Origin of the sequence: Bradyrhizobium roseum, assembly GCF_030413175.1 — a bacterium.
GTDB lineage: Bacteria > Pseudomonadota > Alphaproteobacteria > Rhizobiales > Xanthobacteraceae > Bradyrhizobium > Bradyrhizobium roseum.
Genome location: NZ_CP129212.1, coordinates 3,824,903 through 3,846,487 on the forward strand (window position 1 = coordinate 3,824,903; position 21,585 = coordinate 3,846,487).

Below are 21,585 nucleotides of genomic sequence, written 5' to 3' on the forward strand. Positions count from 1 at the left end.
TGCGATCCGTTCACGGGGTGATGCTTCCGTTGTAACCAAGTTGGATACTAGCCGTGCGGGTGCGGTGCGGACAGCCCCGCGCGGCCTTCGTCCGATGGTCGGTCCGGGCCACGAAAACGACTGAAAAAATGCACGATACATCTTGTTTTATAGGCTTTTGACCCATCGAGAGACGTCGCATGACTGTCCAAATCTTACGAAGATTTCATGGGGCTTTTCCCCTGTTCTGACGTCCCGAATCGGTCCCGCTACTCAAGCTATGCCGCGCCTGCGGCCGGTTTGAAACCCCGGGAACCGCCTGCCGTATCTTGCTATGTGCTGTGGAGGGCCAAAAATGCGGGTTGCGGTGGTTGGGACAGGAATCAGCGGCAATGCCGCCGCCTGGACCTTGTCGAATCAACATCAGGTCACCGTCTACGATCGCGAACTCAGGCCCGGCGGCCACAGCCATACCGTCAGTATCGATTATGACGGCGCGCAAATTGCGGTCGACATCGGCTTCATCGTCTACAACGAGCTGAACTATCCGGACCTGACGGCGCTGTTCGCCCATCTCGACGTCGAGACCGTCGACAGCTGCATGAGCTTTGCGGTGACGGCGGACACCGGCCGCTTCGAATGGCGAGGGGGCGGCAACAACTGGTTTGAGACCGCGCGCGGATTGTTCGCGCAACCGCGCAATTTGTTTTCGCCTTCCTATCTCTGGATGCTGCGTGACATCCTCACCTTCAACCAGCAGAGCACCGCCGATTACGCCGCCGGAAAGCTGGAGGGACTGACGCTCGGCGAATATTTCCGAAAGCGTCACTTCGCGCCGCGGCTGTTGAGCGACTATCTGGCGCCGATGGGCGCTGCGATCTGGTCGGCGCCGTCGCGCGAGATACTGGATTTTCCGGCCGAGAATTTCGTCGCCTTCTTCGCCAACCATCGCCTCCTGCAATACGATCGCCCGGTCTGGCGCACCGTGAGGGGCGGAAGCCGAAACTATGTCGAAAAGCTCACGGCTTCGTTCCGCGACCGGATCAGGCTCGGCTGCGCCGTCACCGCAATCGAGCGCAGGCCGCATGGCGTGGTCGTTCATGACAGCCATGGCAACGCCGAAAGCTACGATCACGTCGTGATCGCCTCCCACAGCGACCAGGCGCTGGCGATGCTGCCGGATGCCGACGAGCGCGAGCGCTCCATCCTGGGCGCGATCGGCTATTCCCTCAACACGGTCTATCTGCACCGCGATCCCGCGCTCATGCCAAAGCGTCGGCGCGCCTGGGCGGCATGGAATTTTCTGCGCTGGCCACGTCAGGAGACCTTCGATAATGATGTCTCCGTGACCTACTGGATGAACGAACTACAGGGCATCGATCGCGACAAACCGCTGTTCGTCAGCCTCAATCCACCGGTCGCGCCGGATCCGGCGCTGACCTTCGGCAAGTATCTCTGCGAACATCCGCAGTTCAACGTCGCGGCGTTCGCTGCCCAGAAGCGCCTGCCCGAGATCCAGGGCAAGCGGCATACTTGGTTCTGCGGCGCATGGACCGGATACGGATTCCACGAGGACGGCTTGCGATCGGGCCTTGCGGTCGCCGAGGCGCTCGGCGCGGTGGCGCCATGGCGGCAGCCGTTGCCGACGCTCGCCGAAGCCGCGGAGTAATTATGCGCGCACTATCCACACGGCTTGCTGACGCCGCCGCACTCTACGTCGGCGACGTCATGCATGCGCGACTGAAGCCGATGGGCCATCGCTTCAGCTATCGCGTGATGAGCCTGCTGATCGACCTGGACCGGCTGGCGGAGGCCGACCGGCAATCGCCGCTGTTCGGCGTCAATCGTGCGGCCCTCTACAGTTTCCGCGAAGCCGATCATGGCGCGCGCGACGGGTCGTCCTTGCGTGCCTACGTGCAATCTTGCGCGGCCGAGCGCGGCATCGACCTGACGGGCGGGCGGGTGCTGCTGCTCTGCTATCCCCGCCTGTTCGGCTATACCTTCAATCCGCTGTCCGTCTATTTCTGCTATCGCGCCGATGGCAAGCTCGCGTTGCTGATCTACGAAGTGCGCAACACCTTTGGCGACATCCACCCCTACGTCTTGCCCGTGACGTCAGCTGACACCAGCGATGCCGGCGTCCGCCAGCAGCAGGACAAGCTGTTCTACGTCTCGCCCTTCATCGAGATGGCGATGCGTTACCATTTTCGCGTACGGCCACCAGGAGAGAGCGTGCAACTGCGAATTCTGGAAACCGACCGCGACGGCCCACTGCTCGCCGCAACCTTCAATGGCAGTCGCCGCGAACTCAACTCCAAGGCGTTGCTGCGGGCGTTCTTTGGACTCCCGCTGGTCACGCTCAAGATCATGGCGGCGATCCATTGGGAGGCGCTGCGGCTGTGGCTGAAAGGCGCGCGTCTGGTGCCGCGGGACGACGCAGCCCACAATACCGGCTTGGCGAGCAGGAAAGGCAACGATTATACTCCGGAAGCGTTGTCCACCCGTGCCAGGAATTGAAGCAAGGTCGATCGACCATGCGAGGCCGGGTAGACCTCCGTTCGATGGATCTCACATGTCCGAGTTGATTTCGGTCACATCGGAAACCGTAGACGCGTTGTTTCCAGAGTTGCCCCGCCTGGTCCGGCTGGCGTTGGGTTTCGGCTCACAACTGCAGAATGGCACGCTCGACGTAATTCTCGCCGACGGCCGCACCGTCCGCCTCGGCGGCAACGGGCCCGGCCCTGCCGCCGTGATGAAGATCTACGATTACGGTTTTGCCTCGCGGCTGCTGCGCGGCGGCGACATCGGGATTGCCGAAGCCTATCTCCGCGGTGAATGGGATACGCCCGACCTTACGCAATTCCTCTATCTGTTCTGCGTCAATCAGGACTGGATGCAAACGAAGCTGGTCGGCAGTCCGCTGGCGCGTGCCTTCCAGGCCGTCAGGCACTGGCTCAACCGCAACACCAGGCGGCAAGCTCGCCGCAACATCTATGCGCATTACGACATCGGCAACGCGTTTTATTCGGCGTGGCTCGATCCCAGCATGACTTACTCATCCGGGTTGTTCGAAGACGGCACGGCCGACCTGACCGCGGCCCAGCACAACAAATATCGCCGGCTCGCCGAGGCCATCGATCTGCGGCCCGGCCAAAAACTGCTGGAGATCGGCTGCGGATGGGGCGGCTTTGCTGAATACGCCGCCAAGACGTTCGGCACCAAGGTCGTCGGCCTCACCATCAGCAGGGAACAGCGCGACTTCGCGCAGGCGCGCATCCACAATGCGGGCCTCAGCGATCGCGTGGAGATCAGGCTGCAGGACTATCGCGACGAGCGCGACCGCTATGATCGCATCGCCTCGATCGAAATGATCGAGGCGGTCGGCGAGCAGTTCTGGCCGAACTATTTCTCACAGTTGCGCGATCGCCTGCTACCCGGGGGGCTCGCCGGCATCCAGGCCATCACGATCCAGGACAGCCTGTTCCAGGCCTACCGCCGCGAGGTCGACTTCATCCAGCGCTACGTCTTTCCCGGCGGCATGCTGCCCTCGCCGCAGATCCTGAAGACGCTCGGCGAGCGCTTCGGCGTTCCCGTCATCCGCGAGCGCATTTTTGGGCAAGATTATGCCAGGACGCTTGCGATCTGGCGAAGTAATTTCCGTGCGGCCTGGCCTAGTCTGACACCGTCGGGCTTCGACGACCGCTTCCGGCGGCTGTGGGAGTATTACCTCGCCTATTGCGAGGCCGGGTTCCTGTCCGGGAATATCGACGTGCGGCAGGTCGTGTTCGCCAAATCGGGCTGACCGGGCCTGTCGAGCGCTGGCTTGTATGCCCCGCGGCGGTCCTTTAGGGTCGCCCAACGATTGGGCAACAAACTGGCATTTTCAATCCATGGCCTTCCGCAAAGACGTCATCGACGCGATCGGCAATACCCCGCTGATCAAACTCAAGCGCGCTTCCGAAGAAACCGGCTGCACCATTCTCGGCAAAGCCGAGTTCATGAACCCTGGCCAGTCCGTGAAGGACCGCGCCGGCAAATGGATGATCTTGGAGGCCGAGAAGCGCGGTGACCTCAAGCCCGGCGGCCTCGTGGTGGAATCGACCGCCGGCAATACCGGCATCGGGCTTGCGGTGGTCGCCAACGCCCGCGGCTACCGCACGCTGATCCTGATCCCGGAAACCCAAAGCCAGGAAAAGAAGGACATGCTGCGGCTGTACGGCGCCGAGCTTCTCGAAGTGCCGCAGCTGCCCTACGCCAACCCGAACAACTACCAGCATGTCGGGCGGCGGCTGGCCGCCCAGCTCCGCAAGACCGAACCGAACGGCGTGCTGTTCGCCGATCAGTGGAACAACCTCGACAACGCCAAGGCGCATTACGAGTCGACCGGTCCGGAAATCTGGGAGCAGACCGGCGGCAAGATCGACGGTTTCATCTGCGCGGTCGGCACCGGCGGCACGCTGGCCGGCACCAGCCGCTATCTGAAGGAAAAGCATCCGGGCATCGTCAACGCTTGCGCCGACCCGCACGGCTTTGCGATGTACAACCTTTTCAAGCACGGCACCGCCAAATCGACGCCGGGCGACTCGATGACGGAAGGCATCGGCCTCGGCCGAGTCACCCCCGTCGTCGAGACCGCGAAGGTTGACGACGCCTTCCTGGTCTCGGACGAGGAAGCGGTGACGGTGATCTATGACCTGCTGAAGGAAGAAGGCCTCTGCCTCGGCGGCTCGGCCGGCATCAACGTCGCCGGCGCCATCAAGCTCGCCAAACAGCTCGGGCCAGGCAAGACCATCGTCACGATCCTGTGCGACGCCGGCGGCCGTTACCAGTCAAAGCTGTTCAATCCGGCGTTCATGCGCGCGAAGAACCTGCCGGTGCCCGAATGGCTGGAGCGGCGCCCGAAGATCGACATCCCGTTCGAGAAGGTGTGAGCGGGGCTTTGTAGGGTCAGCAGAGGCGCGCTTGCGCCGTGCCACCTTCTCACACCCATTGCGCTGGCTGATGGTGGGCACGCTTCGCTTTGCCCATCCTACCGCACCGTCAATGCCGCAAGATCTGGCTCAGGAACAACTTCGTCCGCGCGTGCTGCGGATTGGCGAAGAATTCCCGCGGCGTATTGGACTCGATCACCTGCCCCGCATCCATGAACACGACGCGGTTGGCGACTTCGCGGGCAAAGCCCATTTCGTGGGTGACGACCAGCATGGTCATGCCTTCCCTGGCGAGGTCGACCATGGTGTCGAGCACCTCCTTGACCATTTCGGGGTCGAGCGCCGAAGTCGGCTCGTCGAACAGCATCACCTTCGGGTTCATGGTGAGCGCGCGCGCGATGGCGACGCGCTGCTGCTGGCCACCGGACATCTGGCCGGGGTATTTGTTGGCCTGATGCGGGATCTTGACCCGCTCGAGGAATTTCATCGCGATCGCCTCGGCGTCCTTTTTCGGGATGTTACGCACCCAGATCGGCGCCAGCGTACAATTCTCCAGCACGGTCAGATGCGGGAACAGGTTAAAACTCTGGAACACCATGCCGACCTCGCGGCGGACTTCGTCCACGCGCCGCATGTTCGGCCCGAGCTCGATGCCATCGACGACGATGTGGCCATCCTGGAATTCTTCCAGTGCGTTGATGCAGCGGATCAGCGTCGACTTGCCCGAGCCCGAGGGGCCGCAGATCACGATGCGCTCGCCCTTCGCGACGTCGAGGTTGATGTCGCGCAGCACGTGAAAGTCGCCGTACCACTTGTTGAGTGTGTTGATACCGACGATCGAGATTCCTGTCATGGCGTGTACTCAGTTGCGGCGATGGGCGTTCAGCCTGTTCTCGACGAACAGGGAATAGCGCGACATTCCGAAGCAGAAGACGAAATAGATGATTCCGGTAAAGGCAAAGCCGGTGAACAGCGTCGTTGGCGTCGCCCACACCGGGTCGGAGAAGGCCGCCCGCAACTGTCCGAGCAGATCGAACAGTGCAACGATCGAGACCAGTGAGGTGTCCTTGAACAGGGCGATGAAGCTGTTGACGAGACCGGGGATGACATGACGGAGCGCCTGCGGCATCACGACCAGCGCCATGGTCTTGCCCCAGGACAGGCCGAGCGCGCTCGCCGCCTCACCCTGCCCGCGCGGGATCGCCTGCAGGCCGCCGCGGATCACCTCAGCCTGGTAGGCGCCGGCGAACAGCGCGATGCCGATCAACGCCCGCATCAGTCCGTCGATGGTGAAGCCGGCCGGCACGAACAGCGGCAGCATGTAGGTGGCGAAGAACAGCACCGTGATCAATGGAACGCCGCGCCAGAACTCGATGAAGGCGATCGAGAAAATCCGGATCAGCGGAATGGTCGAGCGCCGGCCGAGCGCGAGCGCAATGCCGACCGGCATCGAGGCGACGATGCCGACAACCGAAACCACAAGCGTCACCAGCAAGCCGCCCCACAGCCGCGTATCGACCTCGGGAAGCCCGCCGCGATCGAGGCCCATCACCGCGATGACGGCGGCGATGCCGACAAAGACCGCCAGATTGACGGCGACCGCGCGCAATCCGCGGCTTAGCCACAACACCAGTACCGATACGATCACGGCGGTCGCCCCGAGATCGGCCCACAGCGGATAGCCGGAATGCTGGATAGACTCGCGCAGCAGGACCAGCGGCGACAGGGCATAGGCCGCACCCAGACTGATCAGCGCGAGCCCCTTGCCAACGTACCACAACAATGTCCCGATGAACGTCGTCGCATCGACCGACGCCATCAGCTTGTTGCCCGCCACCGCGATACTGTCGACGAAGCCCGTCAGCAATGCGGTGGTCCAGCTCACGGCAAATCCGCTCAGCCCGCCGCCCCGCAGCAGGAAGAAGGCCACCACGGGCAGCGCCACGAAGAACAGGATGGCGTTCGGCCCCTTGGCCGGCAGCCGCGGAATCAAGAGCGGCACCAGCAGGATCGCCGCGAGAAGGAAGGTCAGATTGACCCGCCAGCGCTCTGGCTCAGGATAAAAGCCGTAGATAAACTGCGCGAACTTGGCCTGGATGAACGGCCAGCATGCGCCGACGACGTCACTGGGGTTTTTCGGGAGACAGGCGGTGCGGTCCGTGCCGACCCAGACCGCATCGATCAGCACGAACTTCACCGCGGGAACGAGGATGAACCACAGCAGCAGCGCACTGACGATGGTGATCAGGATATTGGTCGGCGAGTTGAACAGCCGCGTGCGAAGGAAGCCAACGAAGCCGGTGGTCTTCACCGGGGCCGGCCGCTCGGGCACGAGATCCTTGCGAACGAAGCTGGATGGGGTCGTGTCGCTCATCCACCCATGCTCCGGCTGATCCGCCATCCATAGAAGCTCATGATCGCGCTGGTGACGAGCGAGATCAGCAGATAGACGCCCATGGTGATGCCGATGATTTCGATCGCCTGCCCGGTTTGGCTCAGCGTGGTGCCGGCGAATACCGAGACCAGGTCGGGATAACCGATCGCCACCGCGAGCGACGAGTTCTTGGTCAAATTGAGATACTGGTTGGTCAGCGGCGGCAGGATCACGCGCATCGCCTGCGGGATCACGATCAGCCGCAGCACCGACCCGCGCTGCAGCCCGAGCGAGGCGCCCGCTTCCATCTGCCCCCTGTGCACCGAGAGAATGCCGGCGCGTACGATCTCGGCGATGAAGGCTGCTGTATAGGTCGACAGCGCCAGCGTCAGCGCCACGAACTCCGGAATGACGCGCGAGCCTCCTGCGAAGTTGAAGCCTTTCAGCGCCGGTATTTCAAACTTGACGGGCGCGCCGAAAATCAGCGCAGCAAGCAGCGGAAGACCGATCACCAGACCCAGCGCGTAGGGCCAGACCTTGATCACCTTGCCATGGTCGAACAACTGCCGCCGGGAATAGCGCCATAGCCCAATAGAGACGACGACGGCGATCAGCAGCGCGATTGCGAAAGGCTCGAAGCCGGGTTCGCCGATCGGCTTCGGGATAACCAGTCCGCGATTGCTGAGAAAGAAGCTGTCGAAGATCGAAATGCTCTGCCTGGGATTGGGTAATGCGGCGAGCACCGCCAGATACCAGAACAGGATCTGGAACAGCAGCGGCAGGTTGCGGATCAGCTCGACATAGCCGCCGGAAATCCGCGATAGCAGCCAGTTCGGCGAAAGCCGGCCGAGGGCGACGATGAACCCGATCAGGGTGGCGAAGAAGATGCCGATCACCGACACCAGCAGCGTGTTGAGCAGTCCGACCAGGAACACCCGCGTATAGGGATCGGATCCCGAATACGGAATCAGGCTCTGGCTGACGTCAAAGCCGGCATTGTTGGCGAGGAAGCCGAACCCCGCAGTGATGCGCTGCGCCTGCAGGTTGGCGCGGGCATTGGCGACGATCTCGTAGGAGATCCAGGCGAGCGCTGCGACGAACAGGAGCTGGAGCACGAAGCCGCCCCAACCCGCACGGCCGCCGAGCGCCTGCTGCAGCCTTGGAAGTAACTGTGACGGCGGCTTTCGGGGATCAATGGCCATCGCCGCAGCCCCTCTCGGCCGGCGATCAGCGGATCGGCGGTGCGTACTGGATACCGCCCTTGCTCCAGAGGGCGTTGATGCCGCGGGCAATTCCGAGCTTTGAGCCGGCGCCGACGTTGCGATCGAAGGACTCGCCGTAGTTGCCGACGGCTTTTACGATCCGCGAAACCCAATCCTTGGTCAGGCCGAGCTGTTCGCCGAGATTGCCGTCGGTGCCGAACACCCGCTTCATCTCCGGCTTGTCCGATTTCGCCATCTCGTCGACGTTCTTCTGGGTAATCCCGAGCTCTTCCGCGGTGATCATCGCGTAAAGCGTCCATTTCACGATATCGAACCACTGGTCGTCACCATGGCGCACCATCGGGCCGAGCGGTTCTTTCGAGATCACTTCCGGAAGCACGACATGATCGGCCGGGTTCGCAAGCTTCAAACGATCGGCATACAGCCCGGAGACGTCGGTGGTAAAGACGTCGCAGCGGCCGGACTCATAGGCCTTGACGGTTTCGTCGTTGGTGCCGAAAGCGATCACCTCGTACTTCATGTTGTTGCCTTTGAAGTAGTCGGCGAGATTCTGCTCGGTCGTGGTGCCCTGCTGCACGCAGACCGAAGCGCTGTTCAATTCCAGCGCGGAATTCACTTTCAGCGACTTCTTCACCATGAAGCCTTGACCGTCATAATAGGTGACGCCGGTAAAGCTGGCGCCGAGCGAGGTATCGCGCGACAGCGTCCAGGTGGTGTTGCGGGACAGCACGTCGATCTCGCCCGACTGTAGCGCGGTGAAGCGGTCCTTGGCCGAGAGCGGCACGAACTTGATCTTGGTCGCGTCGTTGAACACGGCGGCCGCAATCGCCCGGCAGATGTCGACGTCGATTCCGGTCCAGTTACCCTTGTCGTCGGGTGACGAGAAACCAGGCAGGCCCTGGCTCACGCCGCAGGAAAGCTGGCCCCGGTCCTTGATCGTCTTGAGGGTTTGCGCCGAGGCTGCCTGGGCGGTGAAGCCGGCGGCCAAAGCGAGGGTAACAACCAGAGATACGCGTTTCATGGGGTTGGGCCTTTCAAGAGGTCGTGCGAAGATCGGTTTTTAGGCAACGCCTGACATTGTGGGGCCAACCCGCTGATCCCTCGCTCAAAAGCGTCCTTCCGGCCGTGCACTTTGACGTGCAGTCCGGTCGACAATGGATCTGGTATCGCAGCAGGCCCCTCAACTTGCAGCGACTGTTAGTTGGCACATATCTCAGAACGACTGGCGTGCGGGGTCAAGGGGTTGACTGCCTTCTTCTGCGTCCCTGTTACCAAATTACCCGGCCCCGGCGCGGTGGTTTGCCGTGTATTCGCGATCAAGTCGTGACTGCGTCATAAAGTCGTGGGCGATGCGATGCATCCGCTTCGAGAACGGCGGCCCGTCGTCCCGCCGTTGAAGGCGTTCACCTGTCAGTTTCAACCCCGTCCAGGGCGCCCGCTGCCGCGCCCCGCCGGGAGACGCTTCAACGCAGGGGTGCGGTCGTCACCGGCCATTTGCCGACAGGTTGTCCGGGCGCTAACCACCCGTTCACCATGACGTTGAATCCCCCCATTCGATCAACCAAAAAATACACCTCTCAAGTTCCCTTATACCATTCACCCCTAGTCATCGTGGGGGGATGGCGGTGGTGGCCGTGAAGTTGGGACGTCCCTGCGTAAGAGTAGTAAAAGCGTATGAACATCGCACGTTTCGTCGTTCTGGCCATCGCCCTGAGTGCCGGCGGTGTCGCTGCCTACCTTGCCCGTGGCACCGATGAAAAGCCGCTCCAGGCGGCCGAACCGGCGGCGCAGTTGCCGACGGTGGAAGTTCTGGTCGCGAAGTCCGATATCGGGCTCGGCCAGTCGGTCAAGCCGGATGATCTGCAATGGCAGCCCTGGCCGGCGTCGACCGGCAATAATCTGATCGGCCGCGCCAGCCGCGCGGAAGCTATCCAGGAAATCGCCGGTTCGATCGCGCGCTCGCCTATCCTTGCGGGCGAGCCGATCCGCGAACAGAGATTGGTCAAGGCCAACGGCTCCGGCTTCATGGCGGCGATCCTGCCGACCGGGATGCGGGCGATCTCGACCGAGATATCGCCGGAAACCGGTGCCGGCGGCTTCATCCTGCCCAACGACCGCGTCGACGTCATCCTCTCCAAGCGCACCAGCAATCCGGAGCGCAGCGGCGGCGATGCCGTGCAGACCGAAGTCATCCTCTCCAACGTCCGCGTGCTGGCGATCGATCAGGCGCCGAAAGAAAAAGAGGGCAGCAACACCCTCATCGGCCGCACCACGACGCTCGAGCTGAATCCCGAGCAGGCCGAGACGCTGGTGCGCGCGCGCCAGAGCGGCACGATCGCGCTCGCGTTGCGCAGCATCACCGACATTAACGCGGCGGCCAACGGGCAGTCCGAGGAACCCATTAAAAGACGAAGCGAGAGCATCAACGTGGTTCGCTACGGGATCGCCAATCAAACGACGGCACAGAAGTGACCGAAAGGAAGTTCGAGATGAAGTTTGGGGAGTTTGGGGAAAATCGGTCGGCGATGCGAACCGGTGCAGCGCGTGCCCTGTTGTTCTCGGCCGCCGCCGCGCTGGTGCTGGCTCCGCTGCTGCCGGTCGTCGCAGCCGAAGCTGAAAAGGACAAGGATCCCGTCACGACATCCGCGATCAACCCGACCAAGATGCGCTTCCTCTCGCTTGGCATCGGCAAGTCCGTGGTCGTCGACCTGCCGCGCGACGTCAAGGACGTGCTGGTCGCAGACCCGAAGATCGCCAATGCCGTGGTCCGTTCCGCGCAACGCGCCTATATCATCGGCGGCGCGGTCGGCCAGACCAACGTCGTCTTTTTCGACGCCGACGGCCAGCAGGTCGCCTCCTACGACATCGCGGTCAAGCGCGACCTCAACGGCGTGCGCGCCGCGCTGAAGCAGTCCCTGCCCGGCATCCAGATCGAGGGCATCGGCGACAGCGTCATCCTCACCGGCTCGGTCTCTTCCCCGGTCGAGGCGCAGCAGGCCGCCGAGGTCGCGGCGCGGCTGGTCGGCGGCGCCGAAAAGGTCGTCAACTCGATCGTCGTGCGCGGCCGCGACCAGGTGATGCTGAAGGTCACCGTCGCCGAAGTGCGGCGCGACATCGTCAAGCAGATGGGTATCGATCTCAGTGCCAGCATGAACTACGGCACCTCGACGGTCGTTTTCAACAACAACAATCCGTTCACCGCCAACAATGCGCCGATCGTACCTGGCAACGCCTTGACCGCAACGGCCTTGAACAAGGCCGGCCTGCCATCGGTCACCGCCACGCTGCGCGCGATGGAGAGCGCGGGCGTGGTGAAAACGCTGGCTGAGCCGAACCTGACGGCGATCTCCGGCGAGTCCGCGACCTTCATTTCAGGCGGCGAGTTTCCGATCCCGACCGGCGTGACCTGCCAAACGACGACAGGCGGTGCGATCGGGCAATGCGTCCAGACGGTCAGTTTCAAGAAGTTCGGCATCTCGCTCAACTTCACGCCGGTTGTGCTGACCGAGGGGCGGATCAGCCTGCGGGTGATGACCGAAGTATCGGAAGTCTCGACCGAGAACGCGCTGCAGGGCGGCGCCGGCGGAACGACGATTCCCTCGGTCAAGACACGCCGCGCCGAAACCACACTGGAAATTCCCTCGGGCGGTTCGGTCGCGATGGCGGGCCTGATCCAGGAACAGACCAAGCAGGCCATCAACGGATTGCCCGGCGCCGACCAGATCCCGATTTTCGGCGCGCTGTTCAGGAGCCAGGACTTCATCAACCATCAGACCGAGCTGATGGTCATCGTGACGCCCTATGTCGTTCGAGCGGTGGCGCAGAAGGAGTTATCGCGGCCCGATGACGGCTTTGCGCCGGCATCCGATTCGCAATCCGCCCTGCTCGGCCGCATCAACCGGATCTACGGTGTCGCCGCCCGCGTCGATCCTGTCGGCGGTATGCAGGGCAATTTCGGTTTCATCATCGATTGAGATGCCGCGCTGTTCACCGAGTGGGGACGAGGACAGAACAATGACAACAAGAATTTCGCTGCATCGCGCCAGGGCGTTGGGCAGGTTTGGCGCTCTGCTCGGCCTTTCGGCTGCGCTCGGCGCCTGCATTCCGCACACCCCGGAAGTCACGACCGCCAGCATCGACTACCGGCAACGTCATCCGATCGCAGTGACCGAAGCCGATCGCTCGATCGTGGTGTTCGTCGGCCATGCCCGCGGTGGCCTCTCCGATCCGCAACGGACCGATGTGATCGGACTGGCGCAGACCTGGCGGCGTGAGGGCACCGGCGCCATCACCGCCGACGTCCCGATCGATACGCCGAACGCGCGTGCGGCGGCAGCCTCGTTCCGGGAAATCCAGGCCGTCCTGACGGCGGGCGGCGTGCCCGCGCGCGCCATCACGCTGCGCCACTACCGGCCCGACGATCCGCGTCAGCTGCCGACGATCCGGCTCAGCTATCCGAAGATCACGGCGGTCGCCGGACCTTGCGGCCTGTGGCCGCAAGACCTTGGACCGAACATCGACAACGCCGCCTACAGCGAAAATGGCCAGTACCACAATTTCGGCTGCGCCACCCAGCGCAACCTTGCCGCGATGATCGACAATCCCGCCGATCTCGAACAGCCGCGGCCGGAGAGCCCCGCCTATTCGCCAAGACGCGACAACGCCTTCGAGAAATACCGCAAGGGTGTTGCGACGACGACCATTTATCCCGAGTCCGACAAAGCCAAACTAAGCGATACAGGCAAATGATCAGCCGCGTCTTTCAGAACTCAGACGATCAAGTCGACGACACGCCAACGCAGCCCGAGGAATACATCTCGCCGGCGCCGCGCGTATCGGTACAAGCCTATTGCGCCAGCGTCGCGGTCGCCACCGCGGTGCGCGCGGCAAGCGAGGACCGGCGGCTCGGCAAGGCGCACCTTTCGGTGCACATGGGCGGCATCGCCGCCGCGATCGAGGCCTATCACACCGCGCCGACGCCGAACGTGATCCTGCTCGAAACCGAGCCCAGCCGCGACATCCTCGAAGGGCTCGACGAACTCGCGACCGTCTGCGACGCCGGCACCCGCGTCGTCGTGATCGGCAACGCCAACGACGGCACGCCCTATCGTGAACTGGTGCGCCGAGGCATCAGCGACTACGTGACCGGTCCGGTCAAACCGATCGACGTCGTTCGCACGATATGCGGCCTCTATGCGGCCTCCGAGGCCGTCGCAGTCGGCCGGATCGTTGCAGTCGTCGGTGCCAAAGGCGGCGTCGGCGCCTCCACCGTCGCGCACAACGTGGCTTGGGCGATCGCGCGCGATCTCGCGCTCGATTCCGTCGTGATCGATCTCGACCTTGCCTTCGGCACCGCCGGCCTCGACTACAACCAGGACCCGGTCCAGGGCATCGCCAATGCGGTATTCCAGCCGGAACGGCCGGACTCCGCCTTCATGGAGCGTTTGCTGGCGAAATGCACCGATCGCCTCAACCTGCTGGCGTCGCCCGCCAGCCTGGACCAGGTCTACGATTTCGGTGCCGACGCCTTCGATGCGATCTTCGATACGCTGCGGATGACGACCCCCTGCATCGTGCTCGACATTCCCCACCAATGGTCGGCATGGACCAAGCGCACGCTGGTCGGCGCGGACGACATCCTGATCGTCGCCGAGCCGGATCTCGCCAACATGCGCAACGCCAAGAATATGCTGAACGTGCTGAAGGCGGCGCGCCCCAATGACCGTCCGCCGCTTTATTGCCTCAACCAGGTCGGCATGCACAAGCGTCCGGAGATTTCGGCGCGCGAATTCGCCAAGGCGATCGAAAGCCAGCCAATCGCCGCGATTCCGTTCGACTCGAAACTGTTCGGCACGGCCGCCAACAACGGGCAGATGATCGCGCAGATCTCGTCCAAGCATCGCACCACCCAGATGTTCCTGCAGATGGCGCAGCGCCTGACCGGCCATGCGGTGACCAAGCGGTCACGGATGCCGTTCCTGGAGCCGATCATCAAGAAGCTGCAGGGCAACAAAGTGCGACGGGCCTGAGCAACAGACCCTCGGCGACTAGTCGGGCCGTCCGGCGGACGCGATCGGCAGCTTGCCGCCTTCGGCCCGCGCGGTCTCACGGTCCTTGCGCATCAGGAGCTGTTTGAGCTGCGTGACGTTGGCGGCGGCCTCGGCGGGTGGCAGGTCGGCCCGCACGATCTTCTCTGCTTCGGCGAGACGGCCCTGCAGGCCGATCGCCAGCGCCAGATTGGCGCGCACGCGTGGATCGGAAGGCGCCTGCGCGATGGCGCGGCGTAGCATCTCCTCGGCCTTCGGCAGTTCCTTCGAAAGCACGTAGGACAGTCCGAGATTGGTCAGCACCGAAGGATGGTCCGGCACGATCTTCAGCGCGCTCGAATAGTATTGCCGTGCTTCCTCGTATCGGCCGAGCTGGTCCAGCGTCGCGCCCTGCGCCGAGAGCAGCCGCCAATCCGGATCGTCGGGCGTATGGGCTCGGCCGAGCACCTCGAAGGCTTGCTGGAAGTTACCGTTGTCGGCCAGCGCACGACCGTAGGCGGCGAGCAGCAGCCTGTTACCGGGATGGGCGATGGTGGCCTGTTCGAGCACCGCAACGGCCTGCGCGCGCTGGCCGGAGGCGCGCAAGGCTTTGCCGTATTTGAGCGCGGCGTCGGCATCCTTCGGATTGGCGCGATAGCTGGCCTGGTAGAGTTCGGTGTCGCGGCGCGGATCGCCGGCGCGGCCGATATCGGCCTTGTCGTCGATCGAGCCGGTGATATCGGACAGTCCCGGGGTCTGGCAGCCGGCAAGCCCCACAGCGACGATCAGGGTCGATGTGCACGCAAGAAGTCGCGTAACGCGGAACGGATGAAGCAACTTCTGTCGCATGTAGCTGGACTCACGGCGATAACGGTCCAGCGACACTCACAGCTTAACCCTAAGTTCAGGTTAAGTTTGCCCTGCTCTGCGGTATTAGACGACCTTTGCAGGCCGCCACGCAACCTCCGGGGGCGTACGACCTGCCCAAGCCCTCGCCCGCCCGAACAACTGGGGGTTAGTCGACGAATTGCGCGCCGAGCTCGCAGCCGATCCGCCAGGCCAGCCGGCACTGGCGCGGCCGGCCTTCCGAGAAAATCACCGTGAATTCCGAAGGAATTTCCGGATATTCGGCGATGATCTTCACGCCGCCGTCCGACACGTCGGAGATCATGCAATCGCGCGGCAAGCCGCCGGTCGCGAACTGTATTTTTGCGAAGCTTCTGCACGCCCGACGTTCGCTGCTACGGCGGTTAGCATACATGACAAACCCTGACCCTGCTTGATGTTAGTCCCTATTGTGGATCAACCTAACGGGGAATTATTGGCATTCGCCTAGCGCGGCGGCTAGCAATGTATCGGTTGTATTCGAACTCCGTTTACCGAATCCGCCATTGCAGGCCAAACGCTGAAGTTTCGACGGATCGAGATCTGCGCGCAGCCGCGCCTCGCCGCGAAAATTTTCGGCAAATTACAGGGTTGATCCTCCCTCGTTAGGCGATAGCCTGACCCCTCCACTCGATTTGGCGGAACCGAAAACGCATGGGAAGCCTCGTTCTTCTCGACCTGATGGGCGGCGTCGCGCTGCTGCTGTGGGGCCTGCACATGGTCCACAGCGGGATTCTGCGCGCGTTCGGCGCCGATCTCCGCCTGCTGCTGGCGAAGGCGCTGAGCAACCGCTTCGCCGCCTTCGGCGCCGGCCTGGGCCTGACCGCCCTGCTGCAGAGCAGCACCGCGACGGCCCTGATCACAAGTTCGTTTACCTCCGAGGGCATCGTCAGCCTCGTCCCGGCGCTGGCCATCATGCTCGGCGCCAATGTCGGCACCACGCTGATCGTGCAGATCCTGTCCTTCAACGTCGCCGCCGTCGCGCCGGTGCTGTTCATCATCGGCCTGGTCGCGTTCCGCAGCGGCCCGCGCTCGCGTATCAAGGACATCGGCCGCGTCTTCATCGGGCTCGGCCTGATGCTGCTGGCGCTGCATATCCTGCTCACCACGCTGGCGCCGGCCGAGAACGCGCCGGGCGTGCGCGTATTCATGAACGCCATCACCGGCGATCCCGTGCTCTGCATCCTGTTCGCCGCGATCGTGACCTGGCTGGTGCATTCCAGCGTCGCCAGCGTGCTGCTGGTGATGTCGCTGGCCTATGCTCACTTCGTCACGCCCTATGCGGCGCTGGCGCTGGTGCTCGGCGCCAATCTCGGCAGCGCCATCAATCCGCTCGTCGAGGGGGCGCGGCACGACAATCCCGCCAGCTATCGCCTGCCATTGGGCAACCTCGTCAACCGGCTGGCCGGAATCCTGCTGGTGCTGCCGTTCCTGCAACCGATCGCGGATCTTCTGATCGCGTGGCAGCCGGATGTCGCCAAGGCGACGGCGCTGTTCCACATCGCCTTCAACGTGGTGACCGCGGCGCTCTTCATCGGCCTGCTCGACGGCATGGCGCGGCTGCTCAAGCGGCTGCTGCCAGAACGTGTCAAGGACGCGGATGCGTCGGGGCCCCGTTATCTTGACGACAGCGCGCTGGAAACGCCTTCGCTGGCGCTGGCCGATGCCGCCCGCGAGACCCTGCACATGGGCGACCACGTCGAGATCATGCTGCGCAAGGTGATGGCGGCGATGATGACCAACGACCGCGCGCTGGTCGACCAGGTCTCGCAGATGGACAATTCGGTCGACAGCCTCGACGAGGCGATCAAGCTCTATGTCACGAAACTCACCCGCGGCAGCCTCGACGAGCGCGAGGGCCAGCGCGCGATGGAGATCGTCTCCTTCGCCATCAACCTCGAGCACATCGGCGACATCATCGACAAGAATCTGAGCGAACTCGCCACCAAGAAGATCAAGCGCCGCTTCCAGTTCTCGCCCGAGGGCGCCGAGGAGCTGTCCGCCTTCCACAAGCGCACCATGGATTCGCTGCGGATCGCATTCGGCGTCTTCATGTCCGGCGACGTCAACGAGGCGCGAAAGCTGCTGGCCGAAAAATCCGCGCTGCGCAATGCCGAGCTGGCCGCGACCGAACGCCATCTCGACCGCCTGCGCGAAGGCCGCCCCGAAACCATCGAGACCACCTCGCTGCATCTCGACGTGCTGCGCGACCTCCGGCGCATCCACTCGCACATCTGCTCGGTCGCCTATCCGGTGCTGGATGCCGCGGGCCAACTGGCGGCCTATCGATCGACCCAAGCCGACCTGACGGCGTTGCCGGCGCCGGTCCCCGGCCGCAGCTAACTCAGCGATTCAGCGTCTTCGACGCCTTGCCGCGATGCCTGATGATCAGCATGATGTTCCGGATATAGATGATCGTGGCCAGCGACTGGCCGAGGATGATCACGGGTTCGCGCTTGGCGATGCCGTAGACCAGCGTCATCAGCCCGCCGCCCATCGAGAAGAACCAGAACGCGATCGGGATCACGCTGCGTCCGGCGCGTTCGCTCGATATCCACTGCACCAGGAAGCGCGCGGTGAACAACAACTGCGCGATCAGGCCGAACGCCAGCCAGAAATCGAATTTGGCGACGAAGACGTCGTACAGATAATCGCCGAGCGCCTGCCCGTATTGGATCAGCATCAGAGAACCTCGGTCACAGCCGGCGTCGGCTTCTTGCGGCGGATCAGCCACCACACGCCGGCGAGATCCATGATCCCGATCCATAGCCGGTCAAAGAAGCCGTAATTGGACACGCCGGAACGGCGCGGGCGGTCCATCACGTCGACATAGGCGATATCGAAACCTTCGCGGCGAACCAGTGCCGGCAGGAAGCGATGCAGCCCGTCGAAATAAGGCATCGACAGGAACACATCGCGCGGGAACGCCTTCAGCCCGCAGCCGGTATCACGGGTGCCGTCGCTCAGAATCGCGTTGCGCACGCCGTTGGCGACGCGCGACTGCAGTTTCTTGAAACCGGTATCCTTGCGTCCGACGCGCTGGCCGGCCGCAAGACCGATGCGCCCACCGCCCTTTTCGACCGCCGCGATCAGATCCGGCAGGAACACCGGATTGTTCTGGCCGTCGCCGTCGAGTGTCGCCACGATCGCGCCGCGTGCGGCGCGCACGCCGCTGCGCACGGCGGCCGATTGACCCGATGAAACGGCGTGCTTCAGTTGCCGAAGCTGACGGTGCTGCTTCATCAGATCGGCCAGCCGCTCGGCGGTCGCATCCGTCGAGCCGTCATTGACGTAGATGATCTCATAGGCCCACCGGCCGTCGAGTGCGCCGATGATTTCCGCGACCAGCGGCGCGACGTTTTCCGCTTCGTTGCGCACCGGCACAACGATGGAAACGGCGACCGCATCTGTGTCGGAAGGTCTCAAATCGGCACTCGTCTGGTTGGTTTGGGGGAACCCGGTAACCGGGCAAACATGGGTAACAGGATCTGGCCGGCCGGCTGGCGGCGTCCGCTTTTATGGGGCGAAAGCGCCTCGGGCAACCCTTTTGAGGCGCCCCGACGAAGGCCCGACAAGGGACACAATGCTGCCGTCGTGCAGGATCGCAAATCCGAGCCGGCGTGCTGCAAACCAATAGCGCACGAACACCGTGCCGACGATCCCGACCATTGCGCCCGCCACGACGTCGCTCGGATGATGGGCCAGCAGCACCAGCCGGCTCGCTGCAATGATCAGGGCATAAATCGCCATCGCGACGCGCGCCTGCGGCCACACCGCGGATACCGCCATCGCGAGCGCAAAAGCGGTCGTGGCATGGCCGGACGGAAAGCTGTAATAGGCCGGATTGCCCGCAAAGTGCGAGAAGTGGAAGGCATTGGCCTCGCCGCCGACGAATGGCCGGCCGCGGCCAACGCAGTATTTCAGCACCTCGGTGACCAGATTGGACAGGGCGACCGCACAGAAGATGAACTGCAGCCGCGTGCCGAGCCCCAGCAGCAGCGAGCGCCGGATACCACGCAACGCCGGCGATACGATCGCAATGGCGATCAGCATCACAGCCAGCGCCGCCAGCACGTATTCGTCCTTGCCGAAATCGGTGACGATCCGCAGCCACCACAGCGAGGGCGTGCCGCGCTTGGGCATCTGGGCGATCTCCCAGGCGTCGATCGCAAACATCAGCACGATGATGGCGGCACCGAGAGCGGCTGACAGCCACAATGCCTGCCGCGCCGCGCGCCGCGCCGCTTCGGCGCGTCGCGAATGCGACGGCGAACGCACGAGTTGCGCCAGCGACAGCCACGCCAGAATCGCGAAGCGCGAGGCATAATTCTTGGAATCGACGACAGACGGGCTCGCGGCCATCTTATTCCGTGCCTTCCGAGCGGAAGATGGCGATCGAAATCGCCTTGCCTTGCGAGATATTGTAGCCCTCGATCCGCTTGGCCACGTTATAGCGCAGCCCGATCGCTTCGGCACGCTGGACGAAGGCGCGTTCGGTGCGCGATTCCACCAAAGCGAAACGGCAACTGCCCTGCCCGAGGAAATCGGCCGCACCTGATCCGTCGGTCAACCTCGTGTCGGTCCCGGTCATGAAGACGAGGCTCGGTTCATGAAAACCGGCGGCCGCGGCTTTCGGTCCGACGCATACGACATTGCGCAGTGCGCGCGCGACCTCGGCGCTCGGAAACACTGCCGTCAGCGACGGCAGCACGATGCCGTAGACCGCGACTGCCAGAAACATCGCTGCGACCACCGCGTTCAACAGCGAGCGCTCGGCGCGGCTATCCTCGAACATCCACCACGCGATCAGGCCAAAAATCATCGCCGCCGCCAGGAACGGCCATGCCGGAAACGCCGGGTAATGCGTCAGCTTGATCGCGCCGATGACGGCAATTACGGCTGCCCCGGCTGGAACGACGAACCACCACGCCGCGCCGCGTCTCAGCCACGAGCGCGACAACACGCGGCGCTCCAATGCGCCGGCGGTGAGGATCGCAATCGCCGGATAGAGCGGCAGCACGTAATGCGGCAGCTTGGTCAGTACCGTCTCGAACACGATCCAGGACGGGATCAGCCACGCCAGCAGATATTGCGCGCCGGGCTCCCGCCGCGCGCGCCATACCGCCGGCGCCGCCATCCCCGCCAGCGCCGCGCCCGGCCAGAACGTGACCCAGAACAGAAGCAGATACAGGCCGGGCGGCGCGCCGTGAGACTCCTGCGCGCCGATCTTGCTCAGCATGTCGCCGCCGAGCGAATTGGAGAAGAACGCTTCACCCGCGCGCCAGAAGATCGCCACGAACCATGGCAGCACCAGCACCAGCGTCCACATCAGCCCCCAGATTGGGCGCAATCGCCACAGCCACGCCGCCGAACGATCGAGGATCGCGAGCGCCACGATGGTGAGGCCGACGAACATCAGGATCAGCGGGCCCTTGAGCAGGATTCCGCCGGCCAGCGCGGTCCAGAACACCGCCGGCGCCGTCCATGGCGGGCGCTCCGGATCCTCGCCGCGCTGCCAGGATAGATAGACCCGCGCCATCGCCCCCATCGCGGCGACGACGGTCAGCAGCAGCATCGCATCGGTCTTGGCCAGCCGGGCTTCGGCGCCAAGGAGCACGGAACTGCACATCATCAGCGCCGCCAATGCGGCCCCGCGCCGGGTGACGAAGGCAAGCGCGGTCCAGTAGGTCAGCAGCACCGCGCCGATGGCGCCGATCAGGGAAGGAATCCGGTAGAGCCATATCCGCAGTTGCGCCCGCGGCAGGCCCAGCGACGATGCGGTTTCCACGACGGCGGCCTGCATCCAGTAGATGCCGACCGGCTTCTTGTAGCGGACGTCATCCTGGAAGCGGATGTCGACGAAATCGTCGCTCTCGACCATCTGCTTGGTCGCCTGCGCGAACCGCGCCTCATCCCGGTCGATCGCCGGAATATTGAAGAAGCCGGGCAGGAACAAGACCAGGCCGCAGAGCGCCAGGAACACGATGGCGCGAAAATGGTTCGCGGTCGCGAAGTCGAACGCCGTGGCCAGCCTGCGGCCGGAATGCGCAGGTTTTACAGGCTGTTGGCCTGCTCCAAAGCGTGGGGGTTGTAGGGTTTCAACCATCGTGCTCGCATACGCTGAAACCGCACTGCAAACAACACCACAATTCCGCCCTATCCGACTG

The 21,585-nt window shown here is 63.6% G+C and carries 19 protein-coding genes; 9 read left to right on the forward strand and 10 right to left on the reverse strand.

The window, feature by feature from the left end; translation table 11 throughout:
* Positions 1-334: 334 nt before the first annotated feature.
* From QUH67_RS18355 to QUH67_RS18370, 4 genes are all read left to right on the forward strand, one after another.
* Entirely contained in the window at positions 335-1,648 is a 1,314-nt protein-coding gene (locus QUH67_RS18355) for an NAD(P)/FAD-dependent oxidoreductase (protein ID WP_300940189.1), read from the forward strand.
* Between the two features lie 2 nt (positions 1,649-1,650).
* Positions 1,651-2,496: a DUF1365 domain-containing protein gene (locus QUH67_RS18360; RefSeq protein ID WP_300940190.1), complete on the forward strand. Its 846-nt coding sequence runs from the start codon at positions 1,651-1,653 to the stop codon at positions 2,494-2,496.
* A gap of 55 nt (positions 2,497-2,551) precedes the next feature.
* Complete coding sequence (locus tag QUH67_RS18365) at positions 2,552-3,781, forward strand: SAM-dependent methyltransferase (RefSeq protein ID WP_300940191.1); 1,230 nt, start codon at positions 2,552-2,554, stop codon at positions 3,779-3,781.
* A gap of 88 nt (positions 3,782-3,869) precedes the next feature.
* A complete protein-coding gene (locus QUH67_RS18370) occupies positions 3,870-4,910 on the forward strand; it encodes a cysteine synthase A (protein ID WP_300940192.1) in 1,041 nt (346 codons plus the stop codon).
* 109 nt (positions 4,911-5,019) lie between these two features.
* On the opposite strand, the gene QUH67_RS18375 is transcribed toward QUH67_RS18370, so the two are convergent.
* The 4 genes from QUH67_RS18375 to QUH67_RS18390 are packed head-to-tail and all read right to left on the reverse strand — an operon-like array spanning position 5,020 to position 9,528.
* Positions 5,020-5,763, reverse strand: a complete 744-nt coding sequence (locus QUH67_RS18375; RefSeq protein ID WP_300940193.1) for an amino acid ABC transporter ATP-binding protein — start codon at positions 5,761-5,763, stop codon at positions 5,020-5,022.
* Positions 5,764-5,772: 9 nt separating this feature from the next.
* Entirely contained in the window at positions 5,773-7,284 is a 1,512-nt protein-coding gene (locus tag QUH67_RS18380; protein WP_300940194.1) for an amino acid ABC transporter permease, read from the reverse strand.
* A complete protein-coding gene (locus QUH67_RS18385; RefSeq protein ID WP_300940195.1) occupies positions 7,281-8,486 on the reverse strand; it encodes an amino acid ABC transporter permease in 1,206 nt (401 codons plus the stop codon). Before QUH67_RS18385 ends, QUH67_RS18380 begins: the two co-directional genes overlap by 4 nt.
* 25 nt (positions 8,487-8,511) lie before the next feature.
* Positions 8,512-9,528, reverse strand: coding sequence for an amino acid ABC transporter substrate-binding protein (locus QUH67_RS18390; protein WP_300940196.1), 1,017 nt, complete (start codon positions 9,526-9,528; stop codon positions 8,512-8,514).
* 653 nt (positions 9,529-10,181) lie between these two features.
* On the opposite strand from QUH67_RS18390, the gene cpaB reads away from it, so the two are divergent.
* From cpaB to QUH67_RS18410, 4 genes are read left to right on the forward strand one after another with little or no spacing between them, the layout of a single operon-like run.
* Positions 10,182-10,979, forward strand: coding sequence for a Flp pilus assembly protein CpaB (gene cpaB, locus QUH67_RS18395; RefSeq protein ID WP_300940197.1), 798 nt, complete (start codon positions 10,182-10,184; stop codon positions 10,977-10,979).
* Positions 10,980-11,032: 53 nt separating this feature from the next.
* On the forward strand, positions 11,033-12,481 hold the full coding sequence (locus QUH67_RS18400) for a type II and III secretion system protein family protein (protein ID WP_300940198.1): 1,449 nt from the start codon (positions 11,033-11,035) through the stop codon (positions 12,479-12,481).
* A 40-nt stretch (positions 12,482-12,521) separates the two neighbouring features.
* Positions 12,522-13,256, forward strand: coding sequence for a CpaD family pilus assembly protein (locus QUH67_RS18405; protein ID WP_300940199.1), 735 nt, complete (start codon positions 12,522-12,524; stop codon positions 13,254-13,256).
* On the forward strand, positions 13,253-14,536 hold the full coding sequence (locus QUH67_RS18410; RefSeq protein ID WP_300940200.1) for an AAA family ATPase: 1,284 nt from the start codon (positions 13,253-13,255) through the stop codon (positions 14,534-14,536). Before QUH67_RS18405 ends, QUH67_RS18410 begins: the two co-directional genes overlap by 4 nt.
* 18 nt (positions 14,537-14,554) lie before the next feature.
* Here QUH67_RS18410 and QUH67_RS18415 read toward each other — a convergent pair whose 3' ends face one another.
* Together QUH67_RS18415 and QUH67_RS34865 are read right to left on the reverse strand one after the other, a co-directional pair.
* The gene (locus QUH67_RS18415) at positions 14,555-15,382 is read right to left on the reverse strand and encodes a tetratricopeptide repeat protein (protein WP_300940201.1); all 828 of its coding nucleotides are present in this window, start codon (positions 15,380-15,382) and stop codon (positions 14,555-14,557) included.
* Between the two features lie 166 nt (positions 15,383-15,548).
* The gene (locus QUH67_RS34865) at positions 15,549-15,794 is read right to left on the reverse strand and encodes a PilZ domain-containing protein (RefSeq protein ID WP_108519442.1); all 246 of its coding nucleotides are present in this window, start codon (positions 15,792-15,794) and stop codon (positions 15,549-15,551) included.
* 278 nt (positions 15,795-16,072) lie between these two features.
* On the opposite strand from QUH67_RS34865, the gene QUH67_RS18425 reads away from it, so the two are divergent.
* The gene (locus QUH67_RS18425; RefSeq protein WP_300940202.1) at positions 16,073-17,761 is read left to right on the forward strand and encodes a Na/Pi cotransporter family protein; all 1,689 of its coding nucleotides are present in this window, start codon (positions 16,073-16,075) and stop codon (positions 17,759-17,761) included.
* Between the two features lies 1 nt (position 17,762).
* On the opposite strand, the gene QUH67_RS18430 is transcribed toward QUH67_RS18425, so the two are convergent.
* The 4 genes from QUH67_RS18430 to QUH67_RS18445 form a co-directional block, all read right to left on the reverse strand.
* Entirely contained in the window at positions 17,763-18,101 is a 339-nt protein-coding gene (locus QUH67_RS18430; RefSeq protein WP_300940203.1) for a lipid-A-disaccharide synthase N-terminal domain-containing protein, read from the reverse strand.
* Positions 18,101-18,844: a glycosyltransferase family 2 protein gene (locus QUH67_RS18435; RefSeq protein WP_300940204.1), complete on the reverse strand. Its 744-nt coding sequence runs from the start codon at positions 18,842-18,844 to the stop codon at positions 18,101-18,103. The genes QUH67_RS18430 and QUH67_RS18435 overlap by 1 nt, the downstream gene beginning before the upstream one ends.
* Before the next feature lie 90 nt (positions 18,845-18,934).
* Positions 18,935-19,780 carry a phosphatase PAP2 family protein gene (locus tag QUH67_RS18440; RefSeq protein WP_300940205.1) on the reverse strand — a complete coding sequence of 282 codons (846 nt, stop codon included), beginning with the start codon at positions 19,778-19,780 and terminating at the stop codon, positions 18,935-18,937.
* Between the two features lies 1 nt (position 19,781).
* Positions 19,782-21,524, reverse strand: a complete 1,743-nt coding sequence (locus QUH67_RS18445) for an ArnT family glycosyltransferase (protein ID WP_300940206.1) — start codon at positions 21,522-21,524, stop codon at positions 19,782-19,784.
* Positions 21,525-21,585: the final 61 nt, after the last annotated feature.